This window comes from Micromonospora echinofusca, assembly GCF_017614955.1.
GTDB lineage: Bacteria > Actinomycetota > Actinomycetes > Mycobacteriales > Micromonosporaceae > Micromonospora > Micromonospora echinofusca_A.
On the sequence record NZ_WVUH01000335.1, the window covers coordinates 1 to 7,790 of the forward strand.

Consider the following 7,790-nt stretch of genomic DNA (forward strand, 5'->3'; position numbering starts at 1 on the left):
GGCCGGTGGTAGGGGAGGTGAGTTTGGCGATGGTGCGGTCTCTGGTCCAGTCGATGGCGCCTTCGGTGGCGCCGGCGGTGGCGGCCCAGCCGGCGGGGGCTTCGCGGCGGCCGTTGAGGATGAGGTCGGCCGCGGCTTCGGCGGTCCATTCGTGCAGGGCGCTCTGTCCCATGTGGCCGGCGAGGCTCCCGGCGTGTCTGAGGGTCTGGTGGGTGACAGCGGTGTTGAAGCGGGTGGCGACGAGGTGGGCGAGTGGGCTGAGGAGGGCGCCGACGCCGGAGCCGATGGTGGCGGTGAGGGCGGCGCCGGCGGTGCGGTTGGTGTCCCATTCGGTGCGGTCTCTGCGGGCCACCTGCGCGGCTTGGATGGCGACGTCGAGGCTGACCTGGAGGCCGAGGTTCCAGGCGAGGGAGCTGGCGAGTTGGCGGATGATCTGGATGGCGAGGTGCCGGCCGAGGGCTTGTGCTGCGGTGATGGCGGCTGCAGCGGCAGGTGCGGCGGGCGGGAAGGCGAGGGCTTTGAGGAGGGGAACGACAAAGGTGAGGAAGAGGATGACGAGTTGGCCGATGATCATCATCTTGGCGTACTCGACGTTGAGGGCGGCCTGCTGGGTGTAGGCGGTGAGGGCGGTGCTGGTGTCGCGGAGGGCTTTGATGTGGCCGGTGTCGACGAGTTGGTCGAGTCGGGTGGTGAAGGCGTCGGCGCCCTGGCCGGTCCAGGAGGTGGTGACCGACTGGCGGGCGGTGCGGATGGTGGTCTCGGTGTCGGCGAGTTGGGTGGCGAAGGCGTTCCACACGGTGGAGAGGGCGCGGAGTTTGTCCTCGTCGGCTTCGGGCCAGGATTCCCCGGTGGTGATGAGGAACATGGTGCGGGTCCAGTCGGGGATCTCCATGCCCATGAGGCGGCACCTTCCAGGCGGTTCGACGCTTCCGCAACGCGTGCGGTCGTGGGGAGTGGTCTGACCGCACGGAGGCGGTGGGGCCGGGTCAGGTGCGGCCGGTCAGCTCGCTGCCCGGTGCGTGTTGTCGGTCTCGGCGTTCTCGTAGCCGGTCATCGCCTTGTTCACCCGGTCGGAGCTGTCCTGTAGCAGGGTGACCACCTGTCGGCCGGCTTCGAGGACCTCGTTGCGTTTCGGTTCGTACGACTGCTGGAAGGCGTGCGCGGTCTCGTCGGAGGTGCCCCAGCAGGGGCCGATGGCTTCAAGTCCCTTCTGGAGGTCGGCGACCGCCTGCCGGATCCGGTGGGCCTCGGCGCGTACCGACGCGGTCATGCTCCGGGTGGTGTCGGTGTCGACCGACAGGTTCTCCATGGTTACCCGCTCCCTCCTGCGACCCCGAGGCGTCCGGACAGGCACGCTTCCGGGCCGGAGACATAGATGCCGGCAGCAGTCTTCCGCTGGGACTGTTCGAGTGACAGGGCCCTGGGTGCCAGAACGGGGCCCAAGCTGCGGGCCGTCTGGTGGTCACCTTGCCCGGTCACGTACCAGATCTCCTGCCGGTGTCCGTCCCGCCCAACACCGACAACAAAATCTGTCTTGACAATTTGAACAATCGGCAGCAGGGTGGTGGCATGCACGACATCGCGGTGATCGAAGACCCGGCGGCCGCCGAGACGGCACTTGACCCGATCCGGGCCCGGCTGCTGGCCGAGCTGGCCGAGCCGGCCTCGGCGACGATGCTCGCCGCCCGGGTCGGCCTGCCCCGCCAGAAGATCAACTACCATCTGCGTGCGCTTGAGCAGCACGGGCTGATCGCACTGGTGGAGGAGCGCCGCAAGGGCAACGTGACCGAGCGGGTCATGCAGGCCACGGCCGCGTCGTACGTGATCTCGCCGGTGGCTCTTGCCGCCGGTCGACCCGAGCCGTCCCCGCCGCCGGACCGGCTGTCGGCGCGGTGGCTGCTCGCGGTCGCCGCCCGGCTCGTGCGGGACGTCGGCGCGCTGATCACCGGTGCGGACCGGGCGGAGAAACCGGTCGCGACCTTCGCCCTCGATGCGACGGTCCGGTTCGCCTCCGCCCGCGACCGGGCCGCCTTCGCCGAGGAGTTGACCGCTGCGGTCACCGCCCTGGTCGCCCGGTACCACGACGAGCAGGCCCCCGGCGGGCGCGAGCACCGGGTGGTACTCGCCCTGCACCCCAGCGTCAGCCCCGGAGCCGGCACGGACTCCCCGGAGTCCTGACCACCGGCACGACCCGCCCTGACCGATCCGACGACGAGATGTCACCACAGGAAACCGACCGGAGGACGCTGACCATGGGACACCACTTCGAGCTGCACAAGCACATCGAGCTGGCCGCCACCCCCGAGCAGGTGTGGGAGGCGATCGCCACCGGCCCGGGGGTCGACTCCTGGTTCATGGGCCGTACCGAGATCGAGCCGCGCGAGGGCGGACGGACCCGGCTCACCCTGGCCGGTCACGTCGAGGAGGCGACGGTCGCCGCCTGGGAGCCCGGCAAGCGGTTCGCCGACCGTACCGAGACCGCGCCGGACGGCACCTTCATGGCCACCGAATACCTCATCGAGGGCCGGGACCAGGGCAGTACCGTGCTCCGGCTGGTGCAGAGCGGCGTGCTCGGCGACAACTGGGAGAGCGAGTACGAGGCGATGCGGACCGGCTGGGACATGTACCTCGGCACGCTGGCCGCCTACCTCGCCCACTTTCCCGGCCGCACGGCCGTGCCGGTCTCGGCGTTCCGCCCCGGCGCCGGTGATCCGGAGCCGGTGTGGGCGGCGGTGACCGCCGCCCTCGGCCTCACCGGCCCGGTCACCGAGGGGCAACCGGTCACGCTCGCCGTCGACGGCCTGCCGCCGGTCGACGGGGTCGTCGACTCCGCCGGGCTGCCGACCTGGCTCGGCGTGCGGACCGCCGACGGGCTCTACCGGTTCCTCCACTCCGGCGCCGACCGGGGGAACACCCTGGTCGTCGGCCACCACCTGTTCGCCGTCGACGGCGGTCCGGGCCGGACCGAGCAGGCCTGGCAGAACTGGCTGACCGCCCTGCCCGTCGGCTGACACCCGGCGGGTGCCCCGGCCCGCCGACCGCCGCAGGTGACCTACGGACGGGGGAGGTCAGCCACGGCGGCCGGTGACCCCGGCCGGGTGTTCTCCCGATCCGACGGGAACCACCCGGCCGGGCCGGTGCGTCGGCCCCCTGTGGCGACGGCACGCCGGCCGGTGGCCCGCCGGACGGCGGTGATCCGGCCGGAGATCCACTCCGCCACCCGGGCCACCCCGACCCCGACCACCAGGCAGGCCACCAGCACCACCCAGCGGGGCAGGTCGTCCAGGCGCGGGTAGACCTGCCAGTGGCTGAGGTAGATGTAGAGCGAACTGCCGGCCAGCAGGGCGGCCACCCGGTTGAGCCAGGCCGTGCCCGGCACGTGCGGCACCCACACCAGCAGCGCGAACCCGGCCACGATGAGCAGCTCCCGTCCCGGTTCGCCGAAGAACCCGGGCACCGTGGCCAGGGCGACCACGGTGACCAGCACCCGCTGCGCCACCCCGGTGGCCCGGGCCGCCGCCCAGCCGAGTACGAACAGCCAGAACACCACCACCGCCGACGGCAGGTCCGGGTATCCGGCCAGCCCGAACAGCTCGTACCGGCCGACCAGCCCGACCGCCAGCAGGGCCACCGGCAGCCCGAACGGCCACCGCCGCTCGGCCCGGTCCACCCAGGGCAGCGCGGTCAGCACCGCCAACGCCAGCAGGATGTACACCAGCGCCTCGACGAACCAGAAGTGCCACTCCGACCGTCCGTCGTGCGGGCCGAGAACGGCGTTGAGCAGCACGACGTTGCTCAGCCGGTAGTCGTCGGTGAGCGCCCAGGCCAGCGCGATCCAGATCATGCTGGGTACCGCGACCCGGCCGATCGAACCCCACAGGTGCCGGTTGCGGTGGCGCCGGTCGGCACCGGTGAGCTGGAACCGGGCGAAGTTGAAGCCGGCGACGGCCAGCAGCAGGTGCGCGCCACCCTTGAGGTGGAACACCGGCAGGTGCGACCCGACGATCAGCACGATCGCCGCCGCGCGCAACGCCACGCTCGTCTCCAGGGCCCGCCACCGGCGGCGGGACGGCTGCCGGGACGGGTGCAGGTCCCGGATGGCCCGGGTGTGCCAGTCGGCCGGCAGATGCCCCAGGGTCTGTTCCAGGCGGACCGACATCTCCACGTACGACAGCGAGTCGCCGTCGAGGCCGACGAAGCTGTCCCGGTCGGTGACGTCGTCCCGGTCGAGGACCTCGGCGTAGAGCCGGCACAGGTCCACCGGCCGGCCGTCGCCCCCGCCGACGCCGTCGGCGGCCCCACCGTCGGCGTCACGTCGACCGTCGACCCCCGTCCCGGCGGCGTCCGGCCCGCCGTCGTCGGACCGCTGCGCGGCGGCCCGCCGTACCGCCGGGTAGTCGAGTTTGCCGGTGGCCAGCCGGGGGAGCGCGTCGAGGACCAGCACCCGGACCGCCCGGCCGGGCAGCCCGCACTCGCGGCGGACCAGCCGCCGGACCTGGGTACCCTCGACGCCGGCCGGCACGGCGACGACGAGCGTGTCGTCGTCCCCGAGGCAGGCGGCGGCGATGCCGTGCGTCTCCAGTACCGTCTCGACGCGCTGCGGGTCCACCCGCAGCCCGCAGATCTTGGCGAACCGGCTGCGCCGCCCGACCAGCTCGTACAGTCCGTCGTCGCCGCGGCGGGCCAGGTCACCGGTGCGCAGCTCGCTGACCTGGCGGCCCAGCCGCAGGTCGGACGGCCGGTGCGCGTACCCGAGCATCACGTTCGGCCCGGTGTAGACCAGCTCCCCGGTGCCGTCGGGCTGCCCGTCGACCGGTGCGATGCGGAAACTCCCGCCGGGTACCGGCACGCCGATGCTGCCGGGCCGGGTGGCGGCCAGCTCCGGCGGGAGGTACGCCATCCGGGCGGTCGCCTCGGTCTGGCCGTACATGACCACCAGCCGCCAGCCGGCGCGGCGACCCTGGTCGGCCCAGCGCACCACCCGGTCGGGGGCCAGGCGTCCGCCCGCGCAGGTGACGTACCGCAGTCGGGGCAGGTCCATCCCGGCGAACCCCACCCGCTCCAGCAGGTCGAAGGTGTACGGCACGGCGGCGAAGCTCGTGCCACCCCGGGCCCGGAACAGGTCCCAGAAGCAGGTGTCGGCCACCGACAGGTCGGTCAGGATCAACGCGGCCCCCCGCAGTAGGTGCGAGTTGACCACCGACAGCCCGTAGCAGTAGTGCATCGGCAGGGTCGTCGCCGCCCGGTCGGTGTCCCGGATGTCCAGGTACCCGGCGATCGCCTCGGCGTTGGCCTGCACGTTGTCGTGCGACAGCCGGACCAGCTTCGGCGAGCCGGTGGTGCCGGAGGTGCTCAGCAGCAGCGCCAGGTCGGGATGCAGGTCGTGGGCCGAGCCGGCGCGACGCTCACGCACCTGCGGGATGCCGTGCCCGCCGGGGCCCAGCACCACGTCCGGGTCGTACGCCTCGACCAGGCTGTCGGTGTGCCCGACCGGGGCGAGCAGGACCGGGTGTCCGCCGGCCAGCGCGGCCAGGTACCCGACGACCGCGTCGACGGTGTTACCGGTGACGGTGAGCAGCACCAGCCGGCGTCGGGTACCCAGCCGGTCGGCGGTCGCGGCGACCCGCCCGGCCAGTTCCCGGTAGCTGATCTCCCCGTCGACGGTCAGCAGCGCCGGCCGGTCGCCGTGCTCGGCGAGATCGCGGGCGAGGGGCACCGTACGCAGGTCGGGCAGCAGGTAGGTCGGGGAGGCCACGCGCGCACTCTAAGGCCAGGCTAGCCTTACCGCCAGGGTTGCCCTGGGGGACGCGAGACCCGTCACCTCACCATGACATCCAAGGTAAGGCTGTGCTAACTTCGGCGCGGTTTCGCGTCGACTGGGCGACCACCCCTCCCGCCCGGCAAGGAGTCAGCTGTGCCCCTGAAGTTCCTGCGCCGCGCGGCGGCGGTCACCGCCACCGCCGCTGTCGTACTTGGTCTGGCCGCCTGCGGCGGTACCGACGCCGGCGACGACGAGGCCGCCGTCACCCTCTACAGCGGTCGCAGCGAGAACCTGGTCAAGCCGCTGCTGGACACGTTCACCGCGCAGACCGGCATCACCGTCAAGGCCCGCTACGGCAACACCGCGCAGATGGCCGCGCAGCTGCTGGAGGAGGGCGACAAGTCACCGGCCGAGGTGTTCTTCGCCCAGGACGCCGGTGCCCTCGGCGCGGTCAACAAGAAGGGCCTCTTCGCCGCCCTGCCCGCCGAGACCCTCGGCAAGGTCCCGCAGACCTACCGGTCGGCCGACGGCAAGTGGGTCGGGGTCAGCGCCCGCTCCCGGGTCCTGGTCTACAACCCCACCCTGGTACCCGCCGCCGACCTGCCGAAGTCGGTGTTCGACCTGACCGACCCCAAGTGGAAGGGCAAGATCGCCGTCGCCCCGACCAACGCGTCGTTCCAGGCGTTCGTCACCGCGATGACCGTCCAGCACGGCGAGGCCAAGACCCGCGAGTTCCTCGCCGGCCTCAAGGCCAACGAGCCGCAGATCCGCGACGGCAACGTCCCGATCGTCGAGGACGTCGACGCCGGCAAGATCGCCCTCGGCCTGGTCAACCACTACTACGCCGGTGAGATCGCCAAGGAACGCGGCGTCGCCCCCGACGCCCTCACCGCCAAGCTGCACTTCTTCACCGGCGGCGACATCGGCGCCCTGGTCAACGTCGCCGGGGTCGGCGTCCTCACCTCCGCCGCCGAGGACGCCGACGTCCGCAAACTCGTCGACTACCTGCTCGGCCCGGAGGCCCAGAAGTACTTCGCCGAGGAGACCTTCGAGTACCCGGTCGTCACCGGCGTCACCGGCCCGGCCGGGGTACCCGCCCTCGCCGACCTGACCGCACCACCGGTCGACCTCAACGACCTCGACGGCCTCCAGGCCACCATCACCCTGATCAAGGAATCGGGGCTCACCCCCTGAAAACCCACACACTCCCTCCGGTACGACGGACGCGCACCACGGCGTCCGTCGTACCGGCGTTGCACCGGCTGGCCCCCCGACCGTGGCTGCTGCTGGCCGCCACCGCCGCGGTCACCGTCGCCCTGATCCCCCTGGTCTACCTGGCGGTGCGCACCGGCCAGGCCGGCTGGGCCGCCGTCACCGCCGAACTGACCAGCCCCCGGGTCGCCGACCTCGCCGCCCGCAGCCTCGCCCTCGCCGCCGTGGTCACCACCGGCTGCGTCGTCCTCGGCGTCGGCACCGCCTACCTGGTGACCCGCACCGACCTGCCCGGCCGGCGCACCGTCACCATCCTCGCCGCCCTGCCGCTGGCCGTGCCCACCTACATCGCCGCGTTCACCTGGGTCTCCACTATCGACGGCTTCGAGGGCTTCTGGGCGGCCGCCCTGGTGCTGACCCTGTGCAGCTACCCGTACGTGTTCCTGCCGGTGGCCGCCGCCCTGCACCGCGCCGACCCCGCCCAGGACGAGGTCGCCCGGTCCCTGGGGCGCGGCGGCTGGGCCACCTTCACCTCGGTCACCCTGCCCCAGATCCGACCCGCCGTCGCCGGTGGCGCCCTACTGGTCGCCCTCTACGTGCTCTCCGACTTCGGCGCGGTGTCCATCCTGCGCACCGACACCTTCACCCGCGCCGTGTTCATCGCCTTCGACCTCGGCTTCGACCGGGTCGGCGCGCTGGTGCTCTCCACCGTGCTGGTCGCCCTGACCGTGCTGCTGCTCGCCGCCGAGACCGCGACCCGCCGCCGGGGCGCCCGCTACGCCCGCGTCGGTGCCGGCGCCCGCCGCCCGCACACCCC

At 72.6% G+C, this 7,790-nt stretch carries 6 protein-coding genes and 1 pseudogene; 4 read left to right on the forward strand and 3 right to left on the reverse strand.

The features are described from left to right. The coding region (locus tag GSF22_RS27450; RefSeq protein WP_208816636.1) for a WXG100 family type VII secretion target at positions 1–898 on the reverse strand (898 nt) is incomplete at its 3' end. 102 nt (positions 899–1,000) lie between these two features. Next, entirely contained in the window at positions 1,001–1,309 is a 309-nt protein-coding gene (locus GSF22_RS27455) for a WXG100 family type VII secretion target (RefSeq protein ID WP_208816637.1), read from the reverse strand. Between the two features lie 260 nt (positions 1,310–1,569). Here GSF22_RS27455 and GSF22_RS27460 point away from each other — a divergent pair, with 260 nt between their 5' ends. Both GSF22_RS27460 and GSF22_RS27465 read left to right on the forward strand, forming a co-directional pair. Further along, complete coding sequence (locus GSF22_RS27460; protein ID WP_208816638.1) at positions 1,570–2,178, forward strand: ArsR/SmtB family transcription factor; 609 nt, start codon at positions 1,570–1,572, stop codon at positions 2,176–2,178. Positions 2,179–2,252: 74 nt separating this feature from the next. Continuing rightward, a complete protein-coding gene (locus tag GSF22_RS27465; RefSeq protein WP_208816639.1) occupies positions 2,253–3,011 on the forward strand; it encodes an SRPBCC family protein in 759 nt (252 codons plus the stop codon). Between the two features lie 152 nt (positions 3,012–3,163). On the opposite strand, the pseudogene GSF22_RS27470 reads toward GSF22_RS27465, so the two are convergent. Next, positions 3,164–5,755, reverse strand: a pseudogene (locus GSF22_RS27470) (AMP-binding protein); the annotation flags it as partial. Positions 5,756–5,914: 159 nt separating this feature from the next. Between GSF22_RS27470 and GSF22_RS27475 the strand changes: the two are divergent. Together GSF22_RS27475 and GSF22_RS27480 are read left to right on the forward strand one after the other, a co-directional pair. Beyond that, on the forward strand, positions 5,915–6,955 hold the full coding sequence (locus GSF22_RS27475; RefSeq protein ID WP_439957812.1) for an iron ABC transporter substrate-binding protein: 1,041 nt from the start codon (positions 5,915–5,917) through the stop codon (positions 6,953–6,955). 59 nt (positions 6,956–7,014) lie between these two features. After that, the coding region (locus tag GSF22_RS27480) for an ABC transporter permease (protein WP_208816641.1) at positions 7,015–7,790 on the forward strand (776 nt) is incomplete at its 3' end.

Coding starts and splice junctions, on each gene's coding strand:
- GSF22_RS27455 (WP_208816637.1), bottom strand. CDS start 1,309: ATGGAGAACCTGTCGGTCGACACCGACACCACCCGGAGCATGACCGCG.
- GSF22_RS27465 (WP_208816639.1), top strand. CDS start 2,253: ATGGGACACCACTTCGAGCTGCACAAGCACATCGAGCTGGCCGCCACC.
- GSF22_RS27460 (WP_208816638.1), top strand. CDS start 1,570: ATGCACGACATCGCGGTGATCGAAGACCCGGCGGCCGCCGAGACGGCA.